Origin of the sequence: Bradyrhizobium sp. JYMT SZCCT0428 (assembly GCF_018131075.1) — a bacterium.
GTDB lineage: Bacteria > Pseudomonadota > Alphaproteobacteria > Rhizobiales > Xanthobacteraceae > Bradyrhizobium.
Genome location: NZ_JAFCLS010000074.1, coordinates 1 through 13,048, shown reverse-complemented (window position 1 = coordinate 13,048; position 13,048 = coordinate 1). Strand labels below are relative to the sequence as shown.

At 63.2% G+C, this 13,048-nt stretch carries 9 protein-coding genes and 1 pseudogene; 2 read left to right on the top strand and 8 right to left on the bottom strand.

Going from position 1 to position 13,048, the window contains the following annotated elements; translation table 11 throughout:
* Nucleotides 1-113: 113 nt before the first annotated feature.
* Together argS and JQ575_RS40140 are read right to left on the bottom strand one after the other, a co-directional pair.
* The gene (gene argS, locus JQ575_RS40145) at nucleotides 114-1,907 is read right to left on the bottom strand and encodes an arginine--tRNA ligase (protein ID WP_212038693.1); all 1,794 of its coding nucleotides are present in this window, start codon (nucleotides 1,905-1,907) and stop codon (nucleotides 114-116) included.
* Between the two features lie 24 nt (nucleotides 1,908-1,931).
* A complete protein-coding gene (locus tag JQ575_RS40140; protein ID WP_212038692.1) occupies nucleotides 1,932-3,140 on the bottom strand; it encodes a deoxyguanosinetriphosphate triphosphohydrolase in 1,209 nt (402 codons plus the stop codon).
* Between the two features lie 107 nt (nucleotides 3,141-3,247).
* Here JQ575_RS40140 and erpA point away from each other — a divergent pair, with 107 nt between their 5' ends.
* Nucleotides 3,248-3,577, top strand: a complete 330-nt coding sequence (gene erpA, locus JQ575_RS40135) for an iron-sulfur cluster insertion protein ErpA (RefSeq protein WP_192739521.1) — start codon at nucleotides 3,248-3,250, stop codon at nucleotides 3,575-3,577.
* A 6-nt stretch (nucleotides 3,578-3,583) separates the two neighbouring features.
* On the opposite strand, the gene JQ575_RS40130 is transcribed toward erpA, so the two are convergent.
* From JQ575_RS40130 to JQ575_RS40120, 3 genes are read right to left on the bottom strand one after another with little or no spacing between them, the layout of a single operon-like run.
* Nucleotides 3,584-4,423, bottom strand: a complete 840-nt coding sequence (locus tag JQ575_RS40130; RefSeq protein ID WP_249167220.1) for an amidohydrolase family protein — start codon at nucleotides 4,421-4,423, stop codon at nucleotides 3,584-3,586.
* Nucleotides 4,424-4,440: 17 nt separating this feature from the next.
* The gene (locus tag JQ575_RS40125; protein ID WP_212038691.1) at nucleotides 4,441-7,566 is read right to left on the bottom strand and encodes an efflux RND transporter permease subunit; all 3,126 of its coding nucleotides are present in this window, start codon (nucleotides 7,564-7,566) and stop codon (nucleotides 4,441-4,443) included.
* A gap of 3 nt (nucleotides 7,567-7,569) precedes the next feature.
* On the bottom strand, nucleotides 7,570-8,700 hold the full coding sequence (locus JQ575_RS40120) for an efflux RND transporter periplasmic adaptor subunit (protein ID WP_212038690.1): 1,131 nt from the start codon (nucleotides 8,698-8,700) through the stop codon (nucleotides 7,570-7,572).
* A 157-nt stretch (nucleotides 8,701-8,857) separates the two neighbouring features.
* Between JQ575_RS40120 and xth the strand changes: the two genes are divergently transcribed.
* Nucleotides 8,858-9,649, top strand: coding sequence for an exodeoxyribonuclease III (gene xth, locus JQ575_RS40115; protein ID WP_212038689.1), 792 nt, complete (start codon nucleotides 8,858-8,860; stop codon nucleotides 9,647-9,649).
* Between the two features lie 74 nt (nucleotides 9,650-9,723).
* Here the strand turns inward: xth and JQ575_RS40110 are convergent, their stop codons facing one another.
* The 3 genes and pseudogenes from JQ575_RS40110 to JQ575_RS40100 all read right to left on the bottom strand — a co-directional run bounded on the left by JQ575_RS40110 (nucleotide 9,724) and on the right by JQ575_RS40100 (nucleotide 12,775).
* Complete coding sequence (locus JQ575_RS40110; protein WP_212038688.1) at nucleotides 9,724-10,602, bottom strand: tetratricopeptide repeat protein; 879 nt, start codon at nucleotides 10,600-10,602, stop codon at nucleotides 9,724-9,726.
* A pseudogene (locus tag JQ575_RS40105) lies at nucleotides 10,589-11,215 on the bottom strand (dihydroxy-acid dehydratase); the annotation flags it as partial. The gene JQ575_RS40110 and the pseudogene JQ575_RS40105, both read right to left, overlap by 14 nt.
* Nucleotides 11,216-11,665: 450 nt before the next feature.
* Nucleotides 11,666-12,775 carry a cytochrome P450 gene (locus JQ575_RS40100; RefSeq protein WP_312016105.1) on the bottom strand — a complete coding sequence of 370 codons (1,110 nt, stop codon included), beginning with the start codon at nucleotides 12,773-12,775 and terminating at the stop codon, nucleotides 11,666-11,668.
* Nucleotides 12,776-13,048 lie beyond the last annotated feature (273 nt).

The following is a 13,048-nucleotide window of genomic DNA, read 5'->3' as shown; positions in this document are numbered from 1 at the left end:
ATGCATCCCCTTCGGGACAGCGCCAACCCGCCATGACCATACGAGCCATGAACACGAATTGGCTCCTGCCAGATACCCTCACAATCCCCATTGCGAGGGCCTATGCCCCTTGCCTACCGCATCTCGGTCGGAGCGTGGACGCCGAGAACGGCTAAGCCCGATGCCAGAACCGAGACGACGCCCTGGACCATTGCCAGTCGCGCCCTCGTAATGTGTGCATCATTAGTGATAATGAAGCGTAAATAGGGCAAATCCCGCCCCCTGGTCCAAAGCGCGTGAAATTCACTCGCGAGATCATAGAGGTAAAAAGCGATTCGGTGGGGCTCATGGGCCACCGCGGCTGCCTCGATCATCCGGGGATAGAGCGCCAGCTGCTTCAGCAGGCTGAGTTCCGCAGGGTCCGTCAGCCGCTCCACCGCGGCATCCCCGAGATAGGCCGCCCGGGCGGAATCGCTCTCCGGCAGGTCGGGAACCATTTCCCGGGCGTTCTTGAAGATCGAATGGCCGCGGGCATGGCCGTACTGGACGTAGAACACCGCGTTGTCCTTGGACTGCTCGATCACCTTGGCGAGGTCGAAGTCCAGCACCGCGTCGTTCTTGCGGAACAGCATCATGAAACGAACGGCATCCGAGCCCACCTCGTCGACCACCTCGCGCAAGGTGACGAACTCGCCGGAGCGCTTTGACATCTTCACAGGCTCGCCGTCGCGCAGCAGCTTGACCAGCTGCACGATCTTGACGTCGAGGGCGGCCTTGCCCGAGGTCACGGCCTTCACCGCTGCCTGCATGCGCTTGATGTAGCCGCCATGATCGGCGCCGAACACGTCGATCAGGTTGGTGAAGCCGCGATCGAACTTGTTCTTGTGGTTGGCGATGTCGGAGGCGAAATAAGTATAGCCGCCGTCCGACTTGATCAGCGGACGATCGACATCGTCGCCGAACGCGGTGGCCCGAAACAGCGTCTGTTCGCGGTCCTCGTAATCGTCGACCGGCTTGCCCTTCGGCGGCGCGAGGCGGCCCTCATACACATCGCCCTTTGCACGCAGATAATCGATGGTCTCGGTGACCTTGTTGTTGCCGGTCTCGATCAGCGAGCGCTCCGAGAAAAACACATCATGCTTGATGTGGAGCGCTGCGAGATCGCCCTTGATCATCTCCATCATCATGTCGATGGCCTTGAGGCGCACGATCGGCAGCCAGGCGTTTTCCGGCATCGACTTGAGCTTGTCGCCGTATTCGGCGGCCAGCGCCTGCCCGACCGGCACGAGATAATCACCGGGATACAGGCCTTCCGGTATCGCACCGATGTCTTCACCGAGCGCTTCGCGGTAGCGCAGATACGCCGAGCGGCCGAGTACATCGACCTGGGCGCCGGCGTCGTTGATGTAATATTCGCGCGTGACGTCATAGCCCGCGAACTGCAGCAGGCTGCACAGCGCATCGCCGAACACCGCGCCCCGACAATGGCCGACATGCATCGGCCCGGTCGGATTGGCCGAGACGTATTCGACGTTGACCTTTTCGCCGCCGCCAATCGCGCTCGCCCCGTATGCCGCGCCTTCGCGCAGCACCGTGCGCAGCGCATCGGCCCACACTTGCGGCTTCAAGGTGAGATTGATGAAGCCTGGACCGGCGACATCAACGGCGGCGATCAGATCGTCCGCGCGCAGTTTCTCGGCGAACTTGTCGGCGAGATCGCGCGGCTTTGCCTTGGCTTCCTTGGCGAGCACCATCGCGGCGTTGGTCGCCATGTCGCCATGGGTCGCATCGCGCGGCGGCTCGACCACCACGCGGGAGAAATCGATGCCGGCGGGCCAGTTTTCCTCGGCCGCAAGCGCAGCACATATCCTGTGCACGCGCGCAAGCACATCGGCAAAAAGATGCGGAGAAGTGGGTTTTTCGGCCATTTTTCTAAGTTCCTGGGCCGCCGCCTAACGCAAATCCGGGGTCGAGTCAAAAAGCCTTTGATGCTCGGTCAGGGCGAAACGGTCGGTCATCCCGGCAATGAAATTGCCGATCCGGCGCGCGCGCTCGCCTTCGGACTCGCGCTCGGTGCCCTCGACCCACTCGGCCGGCAGGTCGTCCGGCGATTTCTGGTAGCGCGCGAACAGATCGAACACGATCTGCTCCGCCTCGCCCATCACCCGCATCACCCGCTTGTGGCGGTACATCCGCAGCTTCAGGAACGCCTTGATCTCGGCCTCCTCCGCCGCGACCGCGGGAGGAAACGCGATCAGCGGCTGGGTGTGATGGCGCACATCATGGGCGGATTGCGGCTTGGCCGCCTCGAGCCGCCTGCCTGCCTCGGCGACAACCGCCGAGATCATGTAGGAGATCAACTCGCGCACCAGTTCCGCCCCGCGCCTGACGTCATCGAGATCAGGATAGTGCTTGCCGATGTCAGCGATGATGGCGGCCGTGAGCGGCATCACCTTGAGGTCGTCGACGCCAAACAGGCCGGCGCGAAGGCCGTCATCGATATCGTGGGCGTCATAGGCGATGTCGTCGGCGAAGGCTGCGACTTGGGCCTCCAGCGAGGCGTAGGTCCACAGCTCCAGATCATATTTGCGGTTGAAATCGGCAATCCCGACCGGAATCCCGCTGTCGCTGTAGCGTCCGGCCGGGTCCCCGCTTCGCATCGTCAGCGGTCCATTGTGCTTGACGATGCCTTCCAGCGACTCCCAGCTCAGATTGAGGCCGTCGAACTCGGGATAGCGATGTTCCAGCGAGGTTACGACGCGCAGGGTCTGGGCGTTATGATCAAAGCCGCCGTGGGCCGCCAAGCATTTGTCCAGCGCCCGCTCCCCGGCGTGGCCGAACGGCGGATGGCCAAGGTCGTGGGCCAGCGCCAGCGTCTCGGTGAGGTCCTCGTCGAGCCCGAGCTGGCGGGCCAGCGCGCGGGCGATCTGGGCCACCTCCAGCGTATGGGTCAGCCTTGTGCGGTAATGATCGCCTTCATGGAACACGAAGACTTGAGTTTTGTGCTTCAGGCGGCGGAAGGCGGTGGAATGGATCACCCTGTCGCAGTCGCGGCGGAACGGGCTGCGGGTCTTGCTCGGCGGCTCCGTAAACAGCCGGCCACGGCTGCGATCGGGATCGCAGGCATAGAGCGCGCGGGGGGCAGCCATTCCGACCGACACGTTTTTTTAGTCCTTATCCATTTGATTCTGCGAGATTACATACTTAACTATGGGGAGCGCGGGATACCAAATGAATTGGGTATGACGCCTTCGACCGGAGACCACGCATGACCACTGCCATCACCGTCAGCGAGCGGGCCGCCCGCCGCATCGGACAAATCCTCAAGACCGAGGGCGACGGCGCCATGCTGCGCATATCTGTCGAAGGCGGCGGCTGCTCCGGCTTCCAGTACAAGTTCGACGTCGAGCACGCCCAGGCCGAGGACGATCTGGTGATCGCGCGCGAGGGCGCGGTGGTGCTGGTCGATCCGGCATCGGTGCCGTTCCTGGCCGGCTCGGAAGTCGATTTCGTCGACGACCTGATCGGCGCGTCGTTCCGGGTGGTCAATCCGAACGCCACCGCCTCCTGCGGCTGCGGCACCAGTTTTTCGATCTGAGCGACATCAGCGCGGCGCGGCGAACAACGCCTTCGCATTTCCGCTCGCGATCTGCTCGGCGATTTTGGGCGATAGCTGTGCCAGCCATGCGCGATAGCTCGCCATGATCTCACCATAGCTCGCCCAGCGCTCCGGCACCCAGGTGTCCGAACCGAGCAGGAAGCGATCAGGATAGCGTTCGAACAGCGTCCGCCACTCAGCCGTCAGCTTGCCCGCGCCGTCGGTGATGCCGCTGCGATACGACAACTCTCCCCACAGTTTTGGGTATTTCGACAGCATCGCCGTAACGCGATCGGTCGACAGCCCAAAGCCGGTATGCGCCCAGATGATCCGCGCTTTCGGATTGTGCCGCATCAGGATCTCGACCGCCTCGTCATCGGCATGGGCGTGCAGATAGAGGTCGTTGGTAACAGCAAAATCGACGGTCTTCTTCACCCACTCGTTTTCCGCCGACTTGCCCGACAGATGGAATTCGCCGATGCCGCGGTAATAGCCGCGCTTGAATTCGTCCTGCACGAGATCGAAGATCACGGGATCGCCGAACCAGCTCTGGATATCCGACCGCACGCGGTATGGCCGGATGAAAGGCACGACCTGCAGCCCCTCGGCCTTCGCGTCCACCAGCGCATGCGTTCCGGCGTTCGGGCGGCTGGTCGCGAGGATGCCGGTGACGCGATGCTTCTTGAAGAGCGCGAGCACCTCGTCGAGCTGGTAATAGGGCTTTGGTTCCCAATTGTAATGCAGATGCGCGTCGAAGATTTCGATCGGCTCGGCCGCAACGGCCCTCGTCCCGGCACTCCACGCAAGCGCGATCAGGACGACAATGCATCGCAGGGCGGTCCGCATTGCCCGCGCCTGGACCATTACTCGGCCGCGACCACGTGCGGCCGCTCGCCGTCGGTTTCTTCGAGCTGCGGCTCGAGCCGGCGCTTCAGGCGGCGGTCGATGCGGTCGAGATAGATGTAGATCACGGGGGTGATGTACAGCGTCAGCAGTTGCGACAGGCACAGACCGCCGACCACGGCGACGCCGAGCGGCTGGCGCAGTTCAGCGCCCGCGCCGGCGCCAAGCGCAATCGGCAGCGTGCCGAAGATCGCGGCGAACGTCGTCATCATGATGGGGCGGAAACGCAGCAGCGCAGCTTCCCGGATCGCATGCTCGGCGCTGAGGCCGACGCTGCGGCGCTCCAGCGCGAAGTCCACCATCATGATGGCGTTCTTCTTGACGATGCCGACCAGCATCACGATGCCGATCATCGCGATGACGGACATCTCCATTCCGAACAGCATCAGGGTCAGAATCGCGCCGATACCGGCCGACGGCAGGCCGGAGATGATGGTGATCGGGTGGATGAAACTCTCGTAGAGGATGCCGAGGATAACGAAGGCCGCGAACACGGCGGCGAGGATCAGGACGCCCTGCCCGCGCAGCGAATCCTGGAACACCTGCGCGGTGCCGGAGAAGCCGGTGGCAATGGTCGCCGGCAGGTTGGAGCTCTGCTCGAGCGTGGTGATCTGGTCGACCGCATAGCCCAGCGAATAGCCGGGCGCGAGGTTGAACGAGATCGTCACCGCCGGCTGCTGCGCCTGATGGTTGATCTGCAGCGGCCCAACCGTCGGAACCAGCTTCGCCACCGCCGACAGCGGAATGGTCTGGTTGTTCTGGGTCTTCATGTAGAGCTTGGACAGGTCGGACGGATCGACCCGGAACTGCGGCTGCACTTCCAGGATGATCTGGTAGTCGTTCGACGGCATGTAGATGGTGCCGACCTGGCGCGAGCCGTAGGCGTTGTAGAGCTGGTTGCGAACCTGGTCGACGGTGACGCCGTAAACCGCGGCCTTCTCGCGGTCGATATCGACCGTCATCTGCGGGTTCTTGATGTAGAGATCGGTGGTGACGTCGAGCAGGCCCGGCACCTTCTCGATCTTGTCGCGCATTTCCGGCGCCAGCCGGTACAGCGAGTCGGTGTCGCCGCTCTGCATCACATACTGGTACTGGCTCTTGGAAATCCGCCCGCCGATATTGAGGTTCTGGATCGGCTGGAAGAACGCCTGCATGCCTGGAATCTGGCGAGCCTTGCCCCGCAGCCGCCCGATGATCGTCGTGAGGTTGTCGCGTTCCTTCTTGGGCTTCAGCGCGATAAACAGCCGTCCGTAATTGGCCGTCGTGTTCGGTCCGCCGGCGCCGACGGTGGAGTTGATGTATTCGACCGCGGGATCGCCTCTCAGCACCGCGACCAGCGCCTGCTGCCGCTCCTTCATCGCATCGAAGGACGTGTCGGTCGCAGCCTCGGTCACGCCGATCAGGAAGCCGGTATCCTCCTGCGGAAAGAAGCCCTTCGGCACGATCATGTAGAGGTAGACGGTACCGCCCAGCGTCGCCAGCGTCACGGCCAGCATCAGCGCCTTGCGCGCCAGCACCCAGTCGAGCGTCCATTCATAAGCGCGCAGCCAGGATTCGAACATCGCCTCGAAACCGCGAAGCACGATGTTCGGTTTCTTGTTCGGGTCGTGCGCCCGCAACACGCGCGCGCACAGCATCGGCGTCAAGGTCAGCGAAACGAATCCTGACACGATGATCGCGACCGATACCGTCACCGCGAACTCGCGGAACACCCGGCCGACGATGCCACCCATCAGCAGCACCGGGATAAACACGGCGATCAGCGAGAAAGTGATCGAAATGATCGTGAATCCGATCTCGCGCGCGCCCTTCAGCGCCGCCTCGAACGGCCGCATCCCATGCTCGATATGGCGGACGATGTTCTCCAGCATGACGATGGCGTCGTCGACCACGAACCCGACTGACAGGGTCAGCGCCAGCAGCGTCATGTTGTTGATCGAATAGTCGAGCGCGTACATCACCGCGCAGGTGCCGAATAGCGAGATCGGAACCGCCAGCGCCGGAATGAAGGTCGCAGACGCCGAGCGCAGGAACAGGAAGATGACGAGGATGACCAGCCCGATCGCGATCAGCAGCGTCTCCTCGACGTCGGCCACCGCCTGACGAATGGATATCGAGCGATCCATCAGCACGTTGATCGACACCGATGGCGGGATCTGCGCCCGCAGCACCGGCAATTTGGCCAGGATGCCATCGACCACGGCCACCGTGTTGGCGTCCGGCTGTTTCTGGATGCCGAGCACGATCGAGCGCTCGTCGTTCAGCCAGGTTGCGATCCGCTCGTTCTCGACGCTGTCGTAGATCTTTGCGACCTCATCGAGCTTGACCGGCGAACCGTTGCGCCAGGCCACCACGATCTTGCTGTAGTCAGCCGCCTTGTCCATCTGGCCGGACGCCTGCAGCGCCACGTCTTGCTTCGGACCGTTCAGCGTGCCGACCGGGGTCGACGAATTGGCGGCCGAAACCGCGGTGCGGATGTCTTCGAGCGACAATCCGCGCGCCGCGGCGGCTTCCGGATCGGCCTGGACGCGAACGGCAAACTTCTGCGCGCCGTAGACGCTGACCTGCGCGACGCCCGGTATCTGCGACAAGGTCTGGCCGATGGTGATTTCGCCATATTCGTTGACCGCCGACAACGGCAGCGTCGGTGAACCAAGCACCACGAACAGGATCGCGAAATCGGCCGGGTTCACCTTGCGGAAACTCGGCGGGATTCGCATCTCGATCGGCAACCGGCGTTGCGCGATGGTCAGCGCCGTCTGCACGTCGAGCGCGGCGGAATCGATGTTGCGGTTGAGATCGAACTGGATCGTGATCTGGCTCGAGCCCTGCGATGAACTCGACGACATCGAGGAGATGCCGGCAATCGTCGAGAGCTGGCGCTCGATGACGCCCGCCACCGAGGCTGCCATCGTATCCGCGCTCGCGCCCGGCAAGGTCGCGGTCACGGCAATGGTCGGGAAGTCGACCCGCGGCAGCGCCGATACCGGCAGCAGGCGGAAGCCGAAGATGCCGAATGCAATGATCGACGCCGTGATCAGCGTCGTCATGACCGGCCGGCGGATGCAGAGCTCCGAGAGCGACATCGGCTACGCTCCCGCCTTCTTCGTCCGCGGCTCGACCCGCGTTCCGTCCGACAGCAGCAATTGTCCGTCGACTACCACACTCTCGTCGCCGGCGAGCCCTTCTGAGATCACCGACATGCCCTGCGAGGTACGATCGACCGTGACCGATTGAACCTTGGCTGCGCCGTCCTTGACGACGAAGACAAAGTTGCCGGTCTGGCTACGCTGCACGGCGACCGTCGGAACCACGATCGCATCTTCGCTGCGGATTGTCAGTCGGGTCGCGACCAGGGTTCCCGGCCACAATGTCTCGTTCTCGTTGTTCATGATGCCGCGCACAGTAACCATGCCGGTGGTGGCATCCACCGTGTTCTCGACCATCGCAACCTTGCCGCTTTCCGAGCGCTGGTGACCCGGGATCGTCGCGGTCACCCCGGACGCCCCCTTCGCCATCGACTCGCGCAGATCGACCAGCACACGCTGGGGGACGGCGAACGTCACGTAGACCGGCGCCATCTGGTTGATGACGGCGAGCGGCGCGAGATCGGCCGGCCGCACGAAATTGCCGACCTTGACGTTAGCCGCACCGACCCGCCCCGAGAACGGCGCGCGGATCGTGGTGTAGCTTTTCTGGACCTTCAGATTGTCGAGCGCCGCCTGGTCGGCCTTGATGGTTCCAGCCAGGATGTCAGCCGTCGTCTTGGCGTTGTCGAGATTGACCTGCGTGGTGGCGCCCTTGCCGATCAGTTCGCTGTACCGCCGGACATCGCGCTGCGCGCCTTCGAGCTGGGCCTGGTCCTTCGCGAGCACCCCCTCGGCCTGCTCGATCTGGGCGTCGATCTGGCGCGCATCGAGCGTGAACAGCAAGTCGCCTTCGTTGACCTTGGCGCCGTCCTGGAAATGGACCGACACGATGGTGGTTTCCAGCCGCGACTTCAGCGCCACGCTGGAGATCGGCGTGACGGTTCCATTGGCGTCGACATCGACGGGCACGGACTTGCGCTCCGCCTTCGCCAGTTCGACCGAGACCATGCGCGGGCGCTGCGGCCCCTGTGCGCTGGCGTTGCTCCCCATCCACGACGAGCGGGTTGTGTAGGCCGCGACGGCGACGATGCCGATAATGCCGGCAAAAAGTATCCAGTTACGCTTTTTCATAATTTTTCACGTCCGCCGATCCGCAAAGGGCGGGACAGCTGGTCCCGGCCCCCTTGACGGCGACTTTTACGCCTTATTTCTAGATAGTTATCACAGCCTCGCGGCACATGGTATGCCACTGCAGCGAAAATGTGTGATTACAATCCGGGCTTTTGCAATGCGTATTGCTACGTGGAACGTCAATTCGGTCCGGCAGCGGATCGACCATCTCCTGACCTGGCTGAAGGACTGCGCGCCTGACGTCGTCTGCCTGCAGGAAATCAAATGCATCGATGAAGCCTTTCCGCGGCTCGAGATCGAGGCGCTCGGCTACAACGTCGTCACCCACGGCCAGAAGACCTTCAATGGCGTTGCGCTGTTGTCGAAGCTGCCGTTCGAGGAAACCAAATCCGGCCTCGCCGGCGACGACGAGGACGCCCACGCCCGTTTCCTGGAAGGCGTAATTCCCCTGAAGAAGGGGGTCTTGCGCATCGCCTGTCTTTATTTACCCAATGGCAACCCGCCGGATACGGACAAATATCCCTACAAACTCAAATGGATGTCGCGGCTTCTTGAGTACTCGAGGGAGCGGCTTAAAGCGGAGGAGCCGCTGATCCTGGCGGGCGACTTCAACGTCATCCCGGCGGCCCCGGACGTCTACAATCCCGCCGCTTGGGCCAAGGACGCTTTATTCTTGCCGGCGACCCGCGAGGCCTTTCAATCCCTCCTTGGCCTCGGCCTGACCGACGCGCTGCGCGCCGTGAACGACGCCCCCGGGCAATACACGTTCTGGGACTATCAGGCCGGCGCCTGGCAGAAGAATTGGGGCATTCGGATCGATCATTTGCTGCTGTCGCCGCAGGCCAGCGACCGGCTGACCAATGTCGGTATCGACAGCTACGTGCGCGCCTGGGAGAAGCCGTCGGACCACGTCCCGGTCTGGGCCGATCTGGATCTCGAAACCGCCTGAGCGAACAAGCGCCGCTCAGGCCAAGCCGCGGCAGCAGCTAAGCCGCGGCAGCAACTAAGCTGCGGCGGGGGAATTCAGTCCCGGCGGCCCTGCACCCAGTGCTCGAGCATCTGCAGCGCCATGGCGCGGTCGTCGCCGGAGGCTTTCGACATCGCCCGGGTGTAGCTTTCCTTGATCCAGACCTCGTCCGGCGCCGCACTCTCGCTCGCCAGGGTCAGCCACATCAACCCGCGCGCGCGCTGCGGCGGCAGCCGGTCGCCGTTGAACAGCATCTGGCCGAGCAGCGCCTGCGCCTGATGCTGGCCCTTCTGGGCGGCCAGACCAAGCCAGCGGGCGCCATAGCGGAAATCTTCCCGCGAAGCGTCCGGGGTCTTCAGATAGAGCCGCGCCAGATCGTACTGGGCGTCCGCATTGCCGAAATAGGACGCGGCATAGGAGAACATCTCCCTCGCCCGCTCCCGGTCGACCTTGACCTTCGAATTGGGAATGCCGTTGAGGTAGTACCGCCCCAGCGCCACGAAGGCGTTGGCCACGATCGTCGCCTGAGGCGCCGACGGGCTATCCTCGGCATGCTGGTTGGCAATGCGGCTGAAATATTCGAACGCCCGCAGGTCGTCCTGGGTGACGCCATCGCCGTTGGCATACATCCGGCCGAGCTTCCACTGGGCCACGGGATGACCGCCTTCAGCGGCGTATTGCAGGGAGGTCAGTGACGGCGCGGTCGCGGCAGCCGCCGCGGTTGCCGTTGCCGGCGGAATCGCCTTCTTTTGGCCCGGAATACCCAAGCCTCCACCCAAGGCCTGGGCGTTCAACGCCTGGGCGGCGGGCTGGGAAACCACGGGAAGAGCGGCATCCTTGGGATTTACCGGCGCACCATCGAACGCGAATCCGGAACCCGCCACCGGCGCGGCCCCTAACATCAACGCAAGAATGATACGCCTAGATGTCCGCATAACACTGCTTCTCGTGCGCACCGCCTGGATGGGAAACAGCGCCACCCATCGCCTGCCCGATCCTTTGGGCGTCCTTCCACAGCGCAGCCGATTTGAGGTTAGTCGCTCCGGACTGCCGTTTGGTCTCATGTTCAGGGGCGTCGGCGCCGGTCAACTTTACGTTAAGACTCGCCGCGGCGTTCTCCTCGCGGACCAAGCCGCGGACAGAACCGGAAAATTTCTTCAAAATGCCCGCGACCTTCACGACCGCACCTTCCTGCGCAGAATTATCTTTTGGGCCGACGACACCGCCGGTGACGGCCATCACCTTTACGCTCTTGAGGTTTTCGGCGATCGTCCGGCCCGTGGCGGTAAGGCAATTCCCGCGCAGGTGGCCGTTGTCGAGCAGCGTCTTCATCAGAAGCGATATGCTCCCAATTTCCTGTATGTCTTTGGCAACATCACGGCCGCCCGGCTGCAAACCCGCGGCACACGGAGTCTTTTTGAAGATTTCCCTCGCGAAGATTTCCGCCGCCACGATCGAATCGAACTGGATGCTGCGTTCATCGGCGACCACCGGTAGGTGCGGTGCAGCATTGCCGGCGTCGCTGGAAGCCGCGACGACGGCGCCAGCGACATAGGCTTGGGCTTGGGCTTGGGCTTGGGCTTGCGGCGCGCGCGCGGGACCCGCCGTCACGTGACGGCTCGGCAGCCTGTTCTTGATGTTCGTCCCTGCGTGCATCGCGAACCTGTTTCCCCAGCCGTCTCGTCCTCGTGAGCGCTGTGGCCATCAGCCTATGAAGGCATGATTTCATGCAGGGGTGTGGCTAAAAAGCGGCGCAAGCAATAGCTGGCTGATTTGACGGTTAAATGTTCAGGAACTGTTGCGCCTGCGCAACAATCGTAGCAAGCGGGCAACGATCGATGGCACAACCCGCACAGGATGTGGAACAAAAAGCCCGCTACTCCTGCTTTACGCCACCCGGACCGCGCGTGTGCCTGATCACCACAACCGGCAACCGGTCGATCGCGCGGAGGCCAGGCCGCTTGCGCCATTTGATTTCGGATGGATCGACCGCCAACGTCAGCGCCGGAACAGCGCTTTGAGCGCACATCGGCCTTCGATCCGCGCCAGCTGATGGCCGAGACAAAAATGGATTCCGGTGCCGAACGCGATGTGGCGGTTGGGCCTGCGCTGCAGGTCGAGCCGCTCGGGATGCGGATTGGCGTGCGGGTCCATGTTGGCGGCGGCAAGCATCGCCATGACCTTTTCGCCCTTCCTCACCTGCACGCCACCGAGGTCGACATCCCGGCGCACATAGCGCGGCTTGGTGAATTGCACCGGCGTGATGAAGCGCAGAAATTCCTCGACCGCCAGATCGAGCCGGCTGTCGTCCTCACCCAGCCATTCGCGCAGACCGGGGTTCTTCAGAAGCTCGAACGCCGATCCGCTGATCAGATGCGTCGTGGTCTCGTGGCCGGCGAACAGCAGCAGGAACACCATCGACACGATCTCGTCACGGCTGATCTTCCCGCCGTCCTTTTCGACGCGCACGATTTCGGCGATCAACCCCTGCCCGCCCTGCCGACGAACGCTTTCCAGATGCTGCTCGACGTAGCGCCGCATGGCAAAAATCTTCGGCATCATGCCGAGAAAGCCGAGCGCGCCGGTGAAGCGGGTAAAGCCGCTGGCCCAGGCGGTGAATTTGGCCCGGTCGGCCAGCGGCAGCCCGAGCAGTTCGCAAATCACCGAGAGCGGCAGCCTGCGCGCAAAGCGCTCGACGAGATCAGCTGGACTGCCTTCGGCAAACAATTCATCGGCAAGCTGGTCGCCGATCGCCTGGATATGCGGCTCCATGTCGAGCACGGCGCGGCGGCGGAACGCTTCGTCGACGATGTCGCGCAGCCGCTTGTGGTCGGGCTCGTCCATCGACAGCATGCTGTTGGCGAGCGTGCGCACGATGCCCGGCATCCACCATTGCAGCCCGGCGACATTGCCATCGTCGCGGCGGATGGTGAAGGTCTCGGTATCCTTCAGCACCTGATCGGCGAGCGCCTGCGTGGTCGTGGCCCACACCTTGCCGATGATGGGAAAGCGCACTTCCACCACCGGCCCCGTGCTGCGCAGCTTCTCGATCGCGGTGGCGGGATCGCGAAAGAAGTCCTCGCCGGTGAAGTCGGCCTGCAAACTCATGCGCGGTTCCTTCGCTGAAGTCCGGGAGTTCTATATGCGTTCGTGGCGAGAGAATTCCAGATCGGGCAACAGCTATAACTCGTCGTCCCGGCCTTGAGCTCAGATGCGCAATTGCGCATCGGGGGACCCATACTCCGCGGCGGGAGTTGTCGTAGCAGGTCTCTAACGCCGGCGTTCCACTTGATGGGCCGCGGCTTATGGGTCGTAAGTCTTGGTGCCTCGATTAAGATGAGGCGATCGAGGCGGGCGTTGCGGGGTTTATGGGAGGTCGTT

Excerpts from the sequence above, each read along its gene's own strand:
- argS (WP_212038693.1), bottom strand. The coding sequence starts at position 1,907 with ATGGCCGAAAAACCCACTTCTCCGCATCTTTTTGCCGATGTGCTTGCG.
- erpA (WP_192739521.1), top strand. The coding sequence starts at position 3,248 with ATGACCACTGCCATCACCGTCAGCGAGCGGGCCGCCCGCCGCATCGGA.
- JQ575_RS40130 (WP_249167220.1), bottom strand. The coding sequence starts at position 4,423 with ATGCGGACCGCCCTGCGATGCATTGTCGTCCTGATCGCGCTTGCGTGG.
- JQ575_RS40125 (WP_212038691.1), bottom strand. The coding sequence starts at position 7,566 with ATGTCGCTCTCGGAGCTCTGCATCCGCCGGCCGGTCATGACGACGCTG.
- JQ575_RS40120 (WP_212038690.1), bottom strand. The coding sequence starts at position 8,700 with ATGAAAAAGCGTAACTGGATACTTTTTGCCGGCATTATCGGCATCGTC.
- xth (WP_212038689.1), top strand. The coding sequence starts at position 8,858 with ATGCGTATTGCTACGTGGAACGTCAATTCGGTCCGGCAGCGGATCGAC.
- JQ575_RS40110 (WP_212038688.1), bottom strand. The coding sequence starts at position 10,602 with ATGCGGACATCTAGGCGTATCATTCTTGCGTTGATGTTAGGGGCCGCG.
- JQ575_RS40100 (WP_312016105.1), bottom strand. The coding sequence starts at position 12,775 with ATGAGTTTGCAGGCCGACTTCACCGGCGAGGACTTCTTTCGCGATCCC.